The sequence below is a fragment of the Stenotrophomonas sp. 3(2025) genome, assembly GCF_052665395.1.
On sequence record NZ_JBQOIF010000003.1, the window covers coordinates 39,334 to 52,856 of the forward strand.

General features: G+C 67.7%; 13 protein-coding genes. 9 read left to right on the top strand and 4 right to left on the bottom strand.

Features of this window, described 5'->3' with window-relative positions; genetic code table 11:
* Positions 1-83 precede the first annotated feature (83 nt).
* The gene (locus ACUXVE_RS03110) at positions 84-1,091 is read right to left on the bottom strand and encodes a zinc-binding alcohol dehydrogenase family protein (RefSeq protein WP_445513805.1); all 1,008 of its coding nucleotides are present in this window, start codon (positions 1,089-1,091) and stop codon (positions 84-86) included.
* 90 nt (positions 1,092-1,181) lie between these two features.
* Here ACUXVE_RS03110 and ACUXVE_RS03115 point away from each other — a divergent pair, with 90 nt between their 5' ends.
* Together ACUXVE_RS03115 and leuE are read left to right on the top strand one after the other, a co-directional pair.
* Positions 1,182-2,156: a LysR family transcriptional regulator gene (locus tag ACUXVE_RS03115; protein WP_222388084.1), complete on the top strand. Its 975-nt coding sequence runs from the start codon at positions 1,182-1,184 to the stop codon at positions 2,154-2,156.
* Between the two features lie 12 nt (positions 2,157-2,168).
* Positions 2,169-2,798, top strand: a complete 630-nt coding sequence (gene leuE / locus ACUXVE_RS03120) for a leucine efflux protein LeuE (protein WP_025875614.1) — start codon at positions 2,169-2,171, stop codon at positions 2,796-2,798.
* On the opposite strand, the gene ACUXVE_RS03125 is transcribed toward leuE, so the two are convergent.
* Positions 2,736-3,704: a LysR family transcriptional regulator gene (locus ACUXVE_RS03125; protein WP_445513806.1), complete on the bottom strand. Its 969-nt coding sequence runs from the start codon at positions 3,702-3,704 to the stop codon at positions 2,736-2,738. The genes leuE and ACUXVE_RS03125 overlap by 63 nt on opposite strands.
* Before the next feature lie 111 nt (positions 3,705-3,815).
* On the opposite strand from ACUXVE_RS03125, the gene ACUXVE_RS03130 reads away from it, so the two are divergent.
* The 3 genes from ACUXVE_RS03130 to ACUXVE_RS03140 all read left to right on the top strand — a co-directional run bounded on the left by ACUXVE_RS03130 (position 3,816) and on the right by ACUXVE_RS03140 (position 6,934).
* Complete coding sequence (locus ACUXVE_RS03130; RefSeq protein ID WP_445513807.1) at positions 3,816-4,892, top strand: aldo/keto reductase; 1,077 nt, start codon at positions 3,816-3,818, stop codon at positions 4,890-4,892.
* Positions 4,893-4,938: 46 nt separating this feature from the next.
* The gene (locus ACUXVE_RS03135) at positions 4,939-5,352 is read left to right on the top strand and encodes a hypothetical protein (RefSeq protein WP_222388082.1); all 414 of its coding nucleotides are present in this window, start codon (positions 4,939-4,941) and stop codon (positions 5,350-5,352) included.
* 154 nt (positions 5,353-5,506) lie between these two features.
* The gene (locus tag ACUXVE_RS03140) at positions 5,507-6,934 is read left to right on the top strand and encodes an amino acid permease (protein ID WP_093820395.1); all 1,428 of its coding nucleotides are present in this window, start codon (positions 5,507-5,509) and stop codon (positions 6,932-6,934) included.
* A 58-nt stretch (positions 6,935-6,992) separates the two neighbouring features.
* Here ACUXVE_RS03140 and ACUXVE_RS03145 read toward each other — a convergent pair whose 3' ends face one another.
* The gene (locus ACUXVE_RS03145) at positions 6,993-8,234 is read right to left on the bottom strand and encodes a dipeptidase (protein ID WP_445513808.1); all 1,242 of its coding nucleotides are present in this window, start codon (positions 8,232-8,234) and stop codon (positions 6,993-6,995) included.
* Positions 8,235-8,390: 156 nt separating this feature from the next.
* Here ACUXVE_RS03145 and ACUXVE_RS03150 point away from each other — a divergent pair, with 156 nt between their 5' ends.
* A complete protein-coding gene (locus ACUXVE_RS03150) occupies positions 8,391-9,209 on the top strand; it encodes a protein klaA (protein ID WP_445513809.1) in 819 nt (272 codons plus the stop codon).
* Entirely contained in the window at positions 9,206-10,072 is an 867-nt protein-coding gene (locus ACUXVE_RS03155) for a hypothetical protein (protein ID WP_445513810.1), read from the top strand. The genes ACUXVE_RS03150 and ACUXVE_RS03155 overlap by 4 nt, the downstream gene beginning before the upstream one ends.
* A gap of 73 nt (positions 10,073-10,145) precedes the next feature.
* On the opposite strand, the gene ACUXVE_RS03160 is transcribed toward ACUXVE_RS03155, so the two are convergent.
* A complete protein-coding gene (locus tag ACUXVE_RS03160) occupies positions 10,146-11,315 on the bottom strand; it encodes a class I SAM-dependent rRNA methyltransferase (protein WP_093820390.1) in 1,170 nt (389 codons plus the stop codon).
* 294 nt (positions 11,316-11,609) lie between these two features.
* Between ACUXVE_RS03160 and ACUXVE_RS03165 the strand changes: the two genes are divergently transcribed.
* Both ACUXVE_RS03165 and ACUXVE_RS03170 read left to right on the top strand, forming a co-directional pair.
* The gene (locus tag ACUXVE_RS03165; protein ID WP_025875596.1) at positions 11,610-12,566 is read left to right on the top strand and encodes a TerC family protein; all 957 of its coding nucleotides are present in this window, start codon (positions 11,610-11,612) and stop codon (positions 12,564-12,566) included.
* Between the two features lie 106 nt (positions 12,567-12,672).
* On the top strand, positions 12,673-13,443 hold the full coding sequence (locus tag ACUXVE_RS03170; RefSeq protein ID WP_445513811.1) for a rhomboid family intramembrane serine protease: 771 nt from the start codon (positions 12,673-12,675) through the stop codon (positions 13,441-13,443).
* Positions 13,444-13,523 lie beyond the last annotated feature (80 nt).

The window sequence follows — 13,523 nt, forward strand, 5'->3', positions numbered from 1 at the left end:
ACACCGTCCCGCCAACCCGCAGGAGCCCCGCTTTGGCTTTGGCTGTTGCTGTCGCCTCTGCGGGTGCCGGGCGCAGCCCGGCGTTACCAGCCTTCCAGCACGATCTTGCCCTTGGCCCGGTGGCTCTCCAGCAGCGCATGTGCGCGCCGCAGGTTGGCCGCGTCAATGCGCCCGAAGTGCTCGCCCAGCGTGGTCTGCAGCACGCCGGCATCGACCAGATCGGCCACCCGGTTCAGCAGTTCGTGCTGGCGCTGCATGTCCGCGGTCCTGTACAGCGGTCGGGTGAACATGGATTCCCAGTGCAGCGACAGCGCCTTGCGCTTGAGCGCCATCACATCGATCTGGCCCGGATCATCGATCAGCCCCAGCTGCCCCTGCGGTGCCAGCAGCTCGACGAGCTGCGCATAATGCTGGTCGGTGTGGGTCAGGCTGGCCACATGGTCCACCTGGGTGATGCCCAGCCGGGCCAGGCCTTCGGCCAGCGGCCGACTATGGTCGATCACATGGTGCGCGCCCATCGCCTGCACCCAGTCCTGGGTCTCCGGCCGGGAGGCGGTGCCGATCACCGTCAGCCGGGTCAGACGGCGCGCCAACTGCACCAGGATCGAACCCACGCCGCCTGCTGCACCGATCACCAGCAGGGTCTGGCCGTCGCCGCCGCCTTCGGCGATGCGCAGGCGGTCGAACAGCAGTTCCCATGCGGTGATCGCGGTCAGCGGCAGCGCCGCAGCGGCGGCATCGTCCAGGCTGGCCGGCTTGCGGCCAACGCTGCGCTCGTCCACCAGCTGGTATTCGGCGTTGCTGCCCGGGCGATCGATCACACCGGCGTAGTACACCGCATCGCCGGGCTGGAACAGGGTCACCTCGCTGCCGACCGCATCGACCACGCCGACCGCATCCCACCCCAGCACGCGCGGGCCGTCGGTGGCGGCGCCGCGCCGCACCTTGGTGTCGACCGGATTCACCGCCACCGCACGCACCGCCACCCGCAGGTCGCGCGGGCCCGGCTGGGGCAGGGGCAGGTCGAGATCGATCAGGGCCTGCGGGTTGTCGATCGGCAGGCCGGCTTGGGTGTAGGCAATGGCACGCATGGGGGAATATCCAGGGAGGAGAGGCCACAGCGTGCGCCGTGCGCAGGGGGGCGGAAAGGCGCAGAATCGGTCAACACTTTCACTGCAGCAATGAAAATGGTCCGCTTCGACGATCTGCAGCTGTTTGTCCGTACCGCCGCGCTGGGCAGCTTCTCCCAGGCCGCGCGCGAGGCCGACCTGCTGCCGGGCCAGGTTGCCGCGGCGGTGGCACGGCTGGAACGCGAACTGGACCTGCGCCTGTTCGTGCGCACCACCCGCAGCCTGCGCCTGACCGCCGAAGGCGCGCTGTACCTGCCCTACGCACAGGAGGTTCTGAGCACCCTGCGCGAAGGCCAGGCGCGGGTGCAGGGCGAGGACGCCGAACTGCACGGCACCCTGCAGTTGTCGGCGCCGTCGGACTTCGGCCGCAACCTGCTGCTGCCGTGGCTGACCGCGTTCCGCGCTGCGCATCCGCGGCTGCGCCTGCACCTGCGCCTGTCCGACGAAGTGGCCGACGTGTTCCGCGACCCGGTCGACGTGGCCATCCGCATCGGCCACTTCGACGACGCCAGCTACGTCGCCCTGCCTTTGCTGGAACAGAACCGGCGGGTGCTGGCTGCGTCGCCCGGGTACCTGCGGCGGCGTGGCACGCCCAGCCGCCTGGAAGATCTGCGCGAGCATGATTGCCTGGTCTACCAGCTCGGCGGCCGCGCCTACGATCGCTGGTCGTTCGAGCTGGAGGGGCGCCGCGTGGTGATCCCGGTGCGCGGGCCACTGGTCTGCGACGACGCCGACGTGGTGCGGCGCTGGGCGGTCGCCGGCGAGGGCATCACCTACAAGTCCTGGCTGGACGTCCGCGACGACGTGCTGGAAGGGCGCCTGCAGGTGCTGCTGGATGGCATCGGCAGCCACATTCCCCTGCAGCTGGTCTGCCCCCATCGCAAGCAGTTCTCACCGGCGGTGCGGCAACTGCACGCGCAGCTGCGCCAGCATCTGCAACCGCTGCTGTCCGCCATGCCCGGCACTGGCGACACGCCCCTGTCGCCTGCGCCAGCACTGGCCGACAATGGCGCTCCCCCGTTGTAAGAGAGTCGCGCCATGCCGTGGATGGGCATCCAGGACCTGTGGACCTTCCTGCTCGCTGTGCTGGTGTTTCTGGCGCTGCCCGGGCCGGGCACCTTCACCCTGCTGACCGCTACCGGTCGCGGCGGTGTGCGCGGCGGCTACACGGCGCTGGCCGGCCTGCTGGTCGGCGACCAGATCCTGATGTGGCTGGCACTGGCCGGCGTGGCTGCGCTGCTGAAGGCCAATCCGACGGTGTTCCATGCCGTGCAGTATCTCGGCGCGGCGTATCTGGTGTGGGTAGGCATCAGCCTGCTGCGCACGCCCAAGGGTGACGGTGCCGACGTTGGCCCGGTGCGCATGCAGCCCGGACGCTACTTCCACCAGGCGATCCTGGTCAGCCTGCTCAATCCGAAGGCGATCCTGTTCTACATGGCCTTCCTGCCGTTGTTCATCGACCCGAAGGCCCACCAGGGCATCGCCACGTTCGCCGCGCTGGCCGGGATCATCTTCGTGGTCAGCATCGCCTACTGCTCGCTGCTGATCTGGGTCGGCAACCTGGCCCGCCGCCGGTTGATCCAGCACCCGCGGGTCAGCGATGCGCTACGGCGCGTGGCCGGGCTGTTCCTGGTCGGCTTCGGCATCCGCCTGGGCCTGAACGGCTGAGATCCCGTCGGCCTGGCAGGCCGCGCGCAGGTGGTCGATGAACACCCGCAGCTTGGGCGCCATATGCTCGCGCGCCGGGTAGTACAGATGAAAGCCGGGGAACGGCGGCTGCCAGTCCTCCAGCACGCTGCGCAGGCGGCCAGCAGCCAGGTCGTCGGCGACCAGTGAGGCGAACCCCTGCGCCATGCCCAGCCCAGCCAGCACCGCCGCATAGGCCAGTTCGGCATCGTTGAACACCAGCCGGCCCTCGACGGCTACGTCCAGGTCACGCCCCTCACGGCTGAATTCCCAGGGCATCAGCCGGCCATTGGCGCGGCGATGGACGATACAGTCGTGGCCCTGCAGCTCCTGCGGGCTCTGCGGCTCACCGTGGCGCGCGAAGTAGCCCGGCGTGGCCACCACCACCTGGCGCTCGGGCGGCCCGATCGGCACCGCGATCATGCCCTGCGCCAACGATTCCCCCAGGCGGATGCCTGCGTCGAAACCCTCGGCGACCAGATCGGTCAACGCCGGTTCCACGCACAGTTCCACCTCCACCTGCGGATACCGGGCCAGGAAGGACGGCAGCGCCGGCAGGACCCGGCGCTCGGCAACGATGCGTGGCAGGGTGATGCGCAGCCGACCGGCCGGCACGGTCCGCGCGCTGTCCAGGTCTTCGAAGGCCGATTCGATCTGTGCCAGCCCGCCACGTACGCGCTGCAGGAAGCGTTCACCGTGTTCGGTCAGCCCCACCCGGCGCGTGGTCCGTTGCAACAGGCGCACGCCCATCCGCGCTTCCAGCGCACGCACGCTCTGTGACAGTGCCGAGGTCGAGACACCAAGCGCATCTGCGGCGCGGGTAAAGCTGGCGTGGTCGGCCACGTGGACAAACGCGACCACCGCCGACAGCGGTGCGGAGGGATCCATTGTGAAGCCTTCCTTCATTGTCAGTTCGGCTGTGTCCAGTTTATCCACAGGATCATCGGGCGGATGCTTTCCCTCCCGGCGGCACGCCCGCCTCCTCCGATGGAATGCCACATGTCACTTGATCACTACCGCCTGCTCGGTCGCTCCGGCCTGCGTGTCAGCCCGATGGCGCTGGGCACGATGACCTTCGGTGCCGACTGGGGGTGGGGCGCGGACGAAGCCGAGGCCCGCCGCATCTTCGATGCCTACGTCGAACGCGGTGGCAACTTCGTTGATACCGCAAACAACTACACCAATGGCAGCGCCGAGACGCTGCTCGGGCGATTCGCCCAGGGCCGCCGCGAACGGCTGGTGATCGCCAGCAAGTACACCCTGGCGACCGTGCCCGGCGATCCGAACAACGCCGGCAACCACCGCAAGAGCATGATGCGCTCGGTGGAGGACAGCCTGCGCCGGCTCGGCACCGACTACCTTGATCTGCTGTACCTGCACGCTTGGGACGACACCACCGGGGTGGACGAGGTGATGCGCGGTTTCGATGATCTCGTGCGCAGCGGCAAGGTGCTGTATGCCGGCATCTCGGACACGCCGGCCTGGCAGATCGCCTGCATGCAGACCCTGGCCGACCTGCGCGGTTGGGCGCCGCTGGTGGCCCTGCAGATCGAATACAGCCTGATCCAGCGCAGCGTCGAACAGGAGCTGCTGCCGATGGCCGAGGCGCTCGGGTTGGGCGTGGTGGCGTGGTCGCCGCTGGGCAGCGGGGTGCTGACCGGCAAGTACAGCGCGGCTGATCTCACCACGGCCGAGCCGCCGGAGGCTACGCCGGGCGGTTCCCGGCGCAACGTGGCCCTGATCAATGGCGCGTTGACCCCGCGTTCGTTGAACATCGCCGGCGAAGTCGCTGCCGTCGCGGCAGAACTGTCGCACTCGGCTGCGCAGGTCGCTCTGGCCTGGCTGCTGCAACGACCCGCGGCCGGGGCCATGCCGATCGTCGGTGCACGCACCCTGGACCAGTTCGAACACAACCTGGCGGCGCTGGAACTGGCGCTGCCGGCTGAGGCGTTGGCACGGCTGGATGCGATCAGCGCGGTGGCGCCTGCCTTCCCGCACGACTTCCTGCAGATGCCGCTGCCACGCATGCTGATGAGCGGTGGTACGCGTCTGCAGCCACGTGCGCTGGGCGGGTAACAGCGGGGGCGCGCTATGCTGACGCCCCTCGTTGGACAAAAGCGCCATGGCCGCAACACCAACGCTCGCGGTCGCAGCAGCCCTGGTGCTGCTGCTTGCCAGTGCTCCGGCCACGGCCGCACCGGAGCACCGCTGCCTCAGCGGTGGCCGCGACAACACGATCCACCTGGAATGGCGCTGGCTGGACGATGGCCGCGCCGATGTGCGTTATGCCGGGCACAGCGAGCGCCTGCCGCTGCGCCGGGTCTCCGAACAGACCACGGTGCTGGACGAGGACCGCCCCTACCAGTTCGATACCGTCTGGGAAGAGCGCGTGGACGGTCGCATCAACGGTCACTACACACTGAGCACGCAGGGCGCACGGATCTACAGCTTCAGCTACGTGCGTGCCCGGGACGGTCGCCGCACGGACTTCGACGAAGACGTCAACGCCTTCCAGGACGACGGCTGTCACTGGTAGGCGCCTGCGCTGAGGCCGTTTGTGCCGTTTCCGGCAGAGTGCCCAGCGTCCAGCGCGCGCTGTGTCGGCCATGACCCCCGTCAGTGGCAATGCTGCGCTGCGTTCGGTCACACTCGGGGACTTGTCGTTCTCAGTCACCCCTTCCGAGGCCTGCATGTCCCTGCTCCGGCGCAAGTCCCTAGATTCCGTCACCGTCCATGAAGCCGGCCGGCGTCTGGTCCCGACCCTCAGCTGGCCGCACCTGATCGCGCTGGGCATCGGCGCCATCGTCGGCACCGGCATCTATACCCTGATCGGCGTGGGTGCCGACCGCGCTGGCCCGGCCGTGCTGATCTCCTTCGCCATCGCCGGCGCGGTGTGTGCCTGCGCGGCATTGGCCTACGCAGAGCTATCCACGATGATGCCTGCCGCCGGCAGCGCCTATACCTACAGCTACAGTGCCCTGGGCGAAGTGTTTGCCTGGGTGGTCGGCTGGAGCCTGATCCTGGAGTACTCGCTGGTGGTGAGTACCGTGGCGGTCGGCTGGTCCGGTTATTTCGTCGGCTTCCTGGAATGGGTGCATACCCAGTTCGGCTGGGACCTGCGCCTGCCGGCGATGCTCGCGGCAGGCCCGCACGTCGATGGCGGCATGATCAACCTGCCCGCCATCGTCATCACCTGGCTGGTGGCCCTGATGCTGATGGCCGGTACCAAGGAAAGCGCCACCCTCAACGCGATCCTGGTCGTGTTCAAGCTGATCGCGCTGGCTATCTTCGTGGCGGTGGCCCTGCCGGCGTTCGACGCCAACAACCTGCAGCCGTTCATGCCTTACGGATTCGCCAAGACGCTGGGCCCGGATGGCGTCGAGCGCGGCGTGATGGCGGCGGCGGCGATCATCTTCTTCGCGTTCTACGGCTTCGACGCGATCTCCACCGCCGCCGAAGAAACCAAGAACCCCGGGCGCGACCTGTCCATCGGCATCATCGGCTCGATGGTCGGCTGCACCATCGTGTACGTGCTGGTGGCGCTGGCCGCGATCGGTGCGATGAGCTACACCGTGTTTGGCCAGAGTGCCGAGCCGCTGGCATTGATCATGCGCCAGCTGGGCCAGCCCACCGCCGCGATGCTGATCGGCGTGATCGCGATCATCGCCCTGCCGACCGTGCTGCTGGCCTTCCTGTACGGCCAGAGCCGCATCTTCTTCGTCATGAGCCGCGATGGACTGCTGCCGCGTGGCCTGTCCAAGGTCAACGCACGTACCGGCACGCCGGTGGCGACCACGCTGTTCACCGCCCTGGTGGTGTCGGCACTGGCCGGCGTTGCACGCCTGGACGAGATCGCCGCACTGGCCAATGCCGGTACCCTGGCCGCGTTCACCGCCGTTGGCATCTGCCTGGTGGTGCTGCGCGTGCGTGAGCCGAACCGCGAGCGCACCTTCCGCACGCCGTTGGCCTTCATTGTCGGCCCGCTGGCGGCACTGGGCTGCATCTACCTGTTCATCAGCCTGCCGCACACCACCCAGCTGTACTTCCTGGCGTGGAACGTGGTCGGCCTGGTGCTGTACTTCGCCTACAGCCGTCGCAACGCGCTGATCGCGAAATAAACGGATCACCGGTAGCGCCGGGCCATGCCCGGCGGAATCCCGGATGCACGCAGGGCGGTCAGCCGCCCTGCTTTGCCGCGTAGTCCTGCGCCTGGCGCATCACCCGCAGCAGGTTGCCGCCCCAGATGGCGGCGATCTGTTGTTCGCTGTACCCCTTGCGCAGCAGCCACGCGGTGATCTTCGGCAGCTGGCTGACATCGGGCAGGTCGCTCAGGCCACCACCGCCATCCCAGTCCAGACCGATGCCGACGTGCTCGGGGCCGACCACCTTCAGGATGTGCTCGAAATGGGCGAAGAAGTCGTCCAGGCTGGCGTGGCGCACCGGGTGTTCGTGGTCCAGTGCCTGCTCGGCCTTCTGCAGCGCCACGCCCTGTTCGATGGTCATGCCTTCCCAGCCACCCAGCTGCTTGCTCAGGGCTTCTTCGGCCTGCTTGCGCTCGGGCGACTTGGCGGTGTCGATCAGGTAGCCGCCGTACGCGTTCACCTGGATCACCCCGCCAGCCTTGGCCAGCTTGCGCAGGCGCGCGTCATCAAGATTGCGTGGGTGGTCGTAGATCGCCTTGGCCGAACTGTGCGACAGCACGAACGGCACCGGCATCATCGCCAGCAGATCGTCGAACACGGCATCGGAGGCGTGCGACTGGTCGATGACGATGCCCAGCTTCACCGCCTCGCGCACCAGGTCCTTGCCAGCCGGGCTCAGGCCCTTCCATTCAGCCCCCTTGGGATCGGTGGCCGAATCGGCGAACTCGTTGTTGGCAAAGTGCACGGTGCTGAGCAGGCGCAGGCCCGCACGGTGATAGAACGACAGCAGGCTGGGGTCGGCCACCAGCGGACTGGCGTTCTCCATGCTGATGTAGACCACGCGCTTGCCGGCGGCCTTGATCCGCGCCGCGTCATCGGCAGTCAGCGCCAATGCGAAGCGCTCGGGATTGGCGGCCAGCATCTGCCGGATCTCCAGCAACCGCTGCAGGCCGTGGTCGCGCTCGGCCAGATGCGCGGCGGCCGTGCGGTCGCCCTGGTCGGTATAGATCGCCCAGAAGCCGCCATCAAGCGCACCTTCGACCATGCGCGGGTAGTCCACCTGCGAGAGTGCGTTGCGGTCGTGCCGCTGCTCGATGTCGAAGCCGGTGCGGCCGAAATTGGCCGGCGTATCCAGATGACTGTCCAGGGTCAGCAAGCGCTGCTGCAGTGCCTTGGCACGGGCCAGCTCCTGCGCGCTGAAATCGATGGCATGGGCGGACAGCGGCGCATTCAGCGCCAGAGCGAGCAGCAGGGACAGACGACGCAACGACGGCATGGGCATCCACCGGCAATGGGAAGGACACGACCATAGCGCCGCGACGGCCAACGCCGGTAGTGCCGTATTGATCCGCCAGCTCCATTACACTCGCCGGCAGCCGATAAATCAGCGTGCAGCACCGCGTGCTGCGTCGACCATGGAATGGAAGCATCGATGTCGAACTCCCAGCCTCCAGCGCTGCCCGCGCAGGGCCAGGCGCCCGTCCCCGCCAGCACGGTCACCGTCGAGCAGCTCAAGCGTGATGTGCTGCCAACGTTGTTTGCCGGGCGTACCGACATCGGCCGCTATGGCCCGGCCGACCTGGCCAGCGCCAGCGCCGAGCCGGCCTGGCAGGATGGCAGCGCCAACGCACTGGCCCAGGCGCTTGCCGAACTGGTCAGCCGGCTGTCCGAACATGATCCCAATGCGCTGCTGCAGCGCGCGGGATGGTGGGAGCGGTTCACCGGTGCCGATATCGAAGAACGCCTGCGCCGTCGCATTGCCATGGGCAGCAACGGCGACGTCCTGGCCAGGATCGAGCGCGAAGCCATCGCCGTGCGGGCCAGCGTCGATCGACTGGATGCGCAGCTGCTCGAGCATGACGTGCAGGGGGTGCGACTGCAGGTGTACATCGATGCAGGCGTGCAGTTCCTGCAGGAGCTGCCAGCGGCCGTCGACAGCGGCGATGGCGCGCCGGTGCTCGACCGTCCGGTCGAGCGGCTGCAACGCCGCGTAGGCAACCTGACCGCGCTGCTGGCCAGCCATTCGATGAGCCGGATGCAGGTGCAGCTGGCACGCAGCCATGCCATCGACCTGCTGGACCGTTACAGCGAGACGGTGCAGATCCTGTTGCCGATCTGGCGCCAGACCATCCAGGCGCTGCACAACAGCGACAACGCCAGCCCGCAGATGATCGCCAGCGCGGCCCAGGCACAGGACCAGCTGAAACAGGCCCTGCAGCAGTTGCTGCGCACATCGGCGGTGCCGGCATGAGCAAGCCGGTACGCGATCCGCTGCAGATCCCGCCGGATCTGCAGGCGCGGGTGGAGGCTGTTCCGGGCCTGCGCGCGTTCTACCGGCGGGCCTCGCTGCTGCGGGTCTTCGGCCTGGCCTGCCTTCCGCTGGCGGCAACGGCGCTGTCCTACATGGCGCTGGCATTTACCGGCACCGAGCTGGGCCCCCCGTCGTGGGCACAGGTGCCGGCCGGCTATGGGTCGAAGGACACGGGCAGGCAGTTGCTCATCCTGCTGGTCATGACCCCCTTGCTGCTGGTGTGGATGTTCTTCGGCGTGCGCGACCTGCTCAGCCGCCATCGCCTTCGCCGCTTCGCCTGGTCATTCGCGCTGGGTTCGATGCTGCTGTGCGGTGCCTGGGGAAGCATGGGCATCACCGCACCCGCCATCGGCCAGGGCGATCGCCTCGACCATCGCCAGCTGGACGCGCTGATCGCCAGTCCAGACTTCAGCGGCTTCAGCCCCCAGTGGCAGGCCTATCTGCGTGCACAGCAGGAGCTTCCCTACGGCGTCGCCTCGTCGGCCGTGGTCGCCACTGCCCGTGCGTTGGCCAATGGCGAAGACATCGGTGTTCCGGTATCGCCGGCAATGCAGTCCCGCTTCGAGAAGGCAGCAGGGCTGCCCCGCTCTGAACGGTCGCAGCGATGGCATCAGCAGCGTCTGCTGGGCTGGCTTCTGTTCGACGTCGGCTGGGTGCTCGCGCTGCTCGCGGTTCCGGCGCTGCTTGCGCTGGGCGCGGTGGCGATCGTGCTCGGCCACCATCTGCGGCGCAGGTCCGAGGTGATCAACGGGTTGCTGCAGCAGCTGCAGCCGGTTCCTGCGCCGCCACGCGCGCAGCCCTGAGGCTGGCGCGCGGGGGCAGTCTTCGGCGCTGTGTGGGGGAGCCGGGGCATCGCCCGGCTCCACACCCCGTAGGTCAGTCCACCACGCGGCAGAACACGGCCTTCAGGTAACGCGATTCCTGCACGTGTGCCATGAACGGATGGTCCGGGCCGGCGCCGGCCACCTTCAGGATCTGGATGGTGCGGCCGGAGAAGTACGCCGCACGACGCAGCATGTCCAGGAACTGGTCCTCGGCCACCAGGCCGGTGCAGGAGAACGTGGCGAACAGGCCACCGGGCTTGACCACGCCCAGCGCCAGCTTGTTCATGTCCAGGTACTTCTTCAGCGCGGTGATCACCTGGTCGCGGTCGCGGGTCATCTTCGCCGGGTCCAGGATCACCACGTCGTACTGCTCACCGCGGTTGGCCGCATCGCGCAGCCACGGGAAGATGTCGGACTGGACGAACTTCGGGCGCACGTTGTTCAGACGTGAATTGCCCTTGGCAATCTGGATGACGTCCTCATCGATGTCGATGCCGACCACTTCCGATGCACCGCGCGCGGCCGCGTACACGGCGAAACCGCCGGTGTTGCAGCACAGGTCGAGCACGCTCTTGCCTTCCACCTGCTGGCTCAGCCACTCACGGTTCTCGCGCTGGTCGGCGAAGAAACCGGTCTTGTGCGCACCGGCCGGGTCGGCGCGGAACTTGATGCCGTACTCGGTGATCACCGACGCTTCGGTGGTGGTGTTGCCGTGGAAATCGAAGCTTTCCTGCTTCTGCACGTGTTCGTCGGCGAAGCTGTGGAAGCGGCAACCCGGGAACTGTTCACGCAGGGCGTCGTAGATCCATTCGCGATGGCGGAACATGCCGGCGGCGAAGAACTCCACCACCACCAGGTCGCCGTAGCGGTCGACCACCAGGCCGGACAGGCCATCGCCCTCGCTGTGCACCACGCGCCAGGCGTCGGACACCGCATCGAGCTTGAGCACCTCACGACGCAGCGACACCGCCTGGGCGATCTTGCGCGAGAACCAGCCGGCATCCAGCGGGATCTGCGGGTCGGTTTCGAGGATGCGTACGGCAATACGCGAATGCCCGTTGTAGAAGCCACGGCCGATGAACTCGCCCTCCACGCCGACGACATCGACGAGGGAGCCGGGCTTGGGCCGGACGGTCGGCTTCTCGACCAGTTTCTGGAAGATCCACGGGTGGCTGGAACGCCACGCGTTCTTGAGGCGGACAACGGGAAGGGGGGTAGTCATCCACCTATTGTAGCCGGGGGGCATGGGGCGCCGGAAATCCGGTGAAGGCCCGGCATTTGACGCCGGCCCGGCCAGGCCGCAGAATCGGCGGCAGAAGGGGAGTAGCTCCCAGACGTTGTCGCCGTCAATTCGAGCCTGCAGGCTCCGGTGCAACGGCAGTTCCGGCCCATCGGAACTGCGAGCGAGACCTTCGCCGTACTGGCGAAGCTCTGTCCCTGGATCCCCTCCCGATCCTCCGTTGCAGATCCTCGCCGTCCGGCTTGAGGCTTTTTTCATTTCCCAACGGACAAACCCATGCAGACGATCGGTAATTTGTGGTTGTGGGGCGGCTTCGCAGCGGTGGTGGTCATCGCCCTGCTGGTCGACCTCGTATTGATGCGCCACGGTGGCCCGCACAAGGTCACTTTCAAGGAAGCCCTGTGGTGGTCCATCGGCTGGGTCGCGCTGGCCCTGGCCTTCAACGGCGGCCTCTGGTTCTACCTGAACGAGACCGCCGGCCAGGTCGTGGCCAACAAGGTCGGCCTGGAGTTCCTGACCGGTTATCTGGTCGAGAAGGCGCTGGCGGTGGACAACATCTTTGTCTTCCTGATGATCATGAGCTACTTCGCGGTGCCGGAGGAACAGCGCCAGAAGGTGCTGATCATCGGCATCCTGGGTGCGATCGTGCTGCGTACGATCATGATCTTCGCCGGTAGCGTGCTGATCACCCAGTTCCACTGGCTGCTCTACGTATTCGGCGCCTTCCTGCTCTTCACCGGCTGGAAGATGTGGTTCGCCGCGGGCCAGGAGCCTGACCTGGAAGCCAACCCGGCCCTGCGCTGGATGCGCAAGCACCTGCGCCTGCTGCCGGACTACGAAGGCAACGCGATGAGCGTCAAGCGCGACGGCGTGCGCTGGTTCACCCCGCTGTTCGCGGTGCTGATCCTGATCGCAGTGACCGACGTTATCTTCGCGGTGGACAGCATCCCGGCGATCTTCGCGATCACCACCGACCCGTTCATCGTGCTGACCTCCAACGTGTTCGCGGTGCTCGGCCTGCGCGCGATGTTCTTCCTGCTGGCCGGCATGGCCGACCGCTTCCACCTGCTGCCGTACGGCCTGGCCCTGGTGCTGGCCTTCATCGGCATCAAGATGATGATCATCGACCTGTTCAAGATCCCGACCCCGATCTCGCTGGGCGTGGTCGCGGTGATCATCGCCGCCACGGTGGTGCTGAGCCTGAAGAACCCGCCGAAGGAAGGCGGCGCCTGATCCTGGCCGATTGAACGCTGCGGCCGGTGGATTGTCCCGCCGGTCGCAGCCACTCTCCCGCGGCGGTGGCCTTGGTTTCGCGCCGGCCACCGCCATTGCTGAGGGTATGAACACGAACGCGCCCCTGCCCGCCGGCGACGCGCCGGCCGCCCGCAACGACCGCACGCGCATCCTGCGCGCCTTCAATGCCAGCCTGGCCGCCGTGCTGGTGCTGGTGGCCGTGTTCGCCCTGCAGGACCATTTCGACTGGCGGCCCTGGGCGGTCGCACCGCTGGAAGCCAAGGGCCTGCTTGGCCTGATCGGTGGACCGCTGCTGCATGGCTCGGTCGAACACATCGCCGCCAACAGCTTCGCCATCCTGATCCTCGGCACCCTGGCCGGCAGCGTCTATCCCAGAGCCACGCTGCGCGCCCTGCCCCTGCTGTGGCTGGGCTCGGGCATCGGTGCGTGGATGCTCGGCAACCCCGGCAGCTTCCATCTCGGCGCCAGTGGCGTCACCCACGGCCTGATGTTCCTGCTGGCCAGCCTTGGCCTGCTGCGCCGCGACCGCGCGGCGATCGCCACCGGGCTGATCGGCATGCTGTTCTACGGCGGCATGCTGATGACCGTGCTGCCGCATGCCGACGGTGTGTCCTGGCAGTCGCACATGGGCGGAGCCTTCGCCGGCATCATCGCCGCGCTGCTGTTCCGCAACGCCGATCCGCGGCCGCCGCGCCCGCGTTACAGCTGGGAGGACGAGGAGGACGAGGTCGAGCCGCTGGCCGATGACGAACTCGAACCGCCATCGCCGCAGCGCGTTCCGGTGCTGTGGCAGCCACGCGAAGGGCAGGACTATGTGGTGATCCCGTTCCGCCGGCCGGAAGACCCGCGCGGTTGATCGGGTGGATACGCCGGGCATGGCCCGGCGCTACCGCTTCTGGATGCATCTGGTGGCGCCGGGCCATGCCCGGCGGCATT

Coding starts and splice junctions, on each gene's coding strand:
- ACUXVE_RS03140 (WP_093820395.1), top strand. CDS start 5,507: ATGTCCCTGCTCCGGCGCAAGTCCCTAGATTCCGTCACCGTCCATGAA.
- leuE (WP_025875614.1), top strand. CDS start 2,169: ATGCCGTGGATGGGCATCCAGGACCTGTGGACCTTCCTGCTCGCTGTG.
- ACUXVE_RS03135 (WP_222388082.1), top strand. CDS start 4,939: ATGGCCGCAACACCAACGCTCGCGGTCGCAGCAGCCCTGGTGCTGCTG.
- ACUXVE_RS03145 (WP_445513808.1), bottom strand. CDS start 8,234: ATGCCGTCGTTGCGTCGTCTGTCCCTGCTGCTCGCTCTGGCGCTGAAT.
- ACUXVE_RS03110 (WP_445513805.1), bottom strand. CDS start 1,091: ATGCGTGCCATTGCCTACACCCAAGCCGGCCTGCCGATCGACAACCCG.
- ACUXVE_RS03160 (WP_093820390.1), bottom strand. CDS start 11,315: ATGACTACCCCCCTTCCCGTTGTCCGCCTCAAGAACGCGTGGCGTTCC.
- ACUXVE_RS03115 (WP_222388084.1), top strand. CDS start 1,182: ATGAAAATGGTCCGCTTCGACGATCTGCAGCTGTTTGTCCGTACCGCC.
- ACUXVE_RS03150 (WP_445513809.1), top strand. CDS start 8,391: ATGTCGAACTCCCAGCCTCCAGCGCTGCCCGCGCAGGGCCAGGCGCCC.
- ACUXVE_RS03170 (WP_445513811.1), top strand. CDS start 12,673: ATGAACACGAACGCGCCCCTGCCCGCCGGCGACGCGCCGGCCGCCCGC.
- ACUXVE_RS03125 (WP_445513806.1), bottom strand. CDS start 3,704: ATGGATCCCTCCGCACCGCTGTCGGCGGTGGTCGCGTTTGTCCACGTG.
- ACUXVE_RS03165 (WP_025875596.1), top strand. CDS start 11,610: ATGCAGACGATCGGTAATTTGTGGTTGTGGGGCGGCTTCGCAGCGGTG.
- ACUXVE_RS03130 (WP_445513807.1), top strand. CDS start 3,816: ATGTCACTTGATCACTACCGCCTGCTCGGTCGCTCCGGCCTGCGTGTC.
- ACUXVE_RS03155 (WP_445513810.1), top strand. CDS start 9,206: ATGAGCAAGCCGGTACGCGATCCGCTGCAGATCCCGCCGGATCTGCAG.